Origin of the sequence: Bacteroides sp. CAG:633, from assembly GCF_000435115.1 — a bacterium.
GTDB classification, from domain to species: Bacteria; Bacteroidota; Bacteroidia; order Bacteroidales; family Bacteroidaceae; genus Bacteroides; species Bacteroides ndongoniae.
In genome coordinates this window covers 1-990 of record NZ_FR882997.1, presented here as the reverse complement: position 1 = coordinate 990, position 990 = coordinate 1, and the positions used below count along the sequence as shown (strand labels likewise).

The following is a 990-nucleotide window of genomic DNA, read 5'->3' as shown; positions in this document are numbered from 1 at the left end:
GGCCACTTTGGAGTTTATCTTGCTCATATTGCAGTTTTAATGGATTGTATGGTTTGTGCAGCAGGAGGCAGGCTGGTTGTCTGCTTCTGCGGCGGTTACTGTCTGTTGTTACCTGTCGTTATCGGCGGGTTTTACATCTTGACGGGCATGGCTTTCGGGCCGGGGTTCTGATAAGTCTGGCCGTCGACGCGGATGTCTTGTGCATTCTTTATCTGCATGGCCTCGCCCGGTGTGCCGATGTGTACGTTCTCCAGGGTGACGTTGCGCGCCTGGCTGATGACGATGCCCTGCTTGGCGTCGCTGATGGTGACGTTGTTGATGGTGACGTTATCGATAGGCATCTCGGGCAGTCCGTTGAAGAACATGGCACGGCCGGCACCCTTGCAGGTGACGTTGGCGATGTGGATGTTGCGGAAGGCAGGTGTTTCTTCCGTTACGGGCGGTATCTCGGCCTTCATGCGTCCCTGCAGGTCGTCTTCGCTCTCCTCGCCGGCTGCCTTGCCGCCGTAGAAGAGGTCGAACAGCAGTGGTTCGTAGGGGATGTCAATCATCTGGATGCGGTCGATGTAGATGCCTTCTACCACTCCGCCGCGTCCGCGGGTGCTCTTAAACCGCAGACCTACATCGGTGCCGAGGAAGGTACAGTCGGCCACGTAGATGTTCTTCACGCCGCCCGACATTTCGCTGCCCACCACGAAGCCTCCATGTCCGTGCAGGACGATGTTGTTGCGTACGATGACGTTCTGGCAGGGTTCGCCACGCTTTCTTCCATCCTCGTCCTTGCCCGACTTGATGCAGATGGCATCGTCGCCTGCGTCGAAGATGCAGTTGGTGATGGCGGCGTTGGTGCACGACTCCAGGTCGAGGGCGTCGCCGTTCTGCGAGTACCAGGGATTGAATACTTTTACGTTGTCGATGGTGATATGTTCGCATGACAGCGGATGCAAGCACCAGCTGGGCGAGTTCTTGAAGGTGACGCCTTCGAGCAGC

1 protein-coding gene is annotated in these 990 nt (G+C 57.4%); it reads right to left on the bottom strand.

Annotation, left to right across the window (positions count from 1 at the left end):
• Positions 1 to 131: 131 nt before the first annotated feature.
• Positions 132 to 990: glycoside hydrolase family 28 protein (locus QVP67_RS02400; protein ID WP_288179823.1), on the bottom strand; the 859-nt coding region annotated here is incomplete at its 5' end.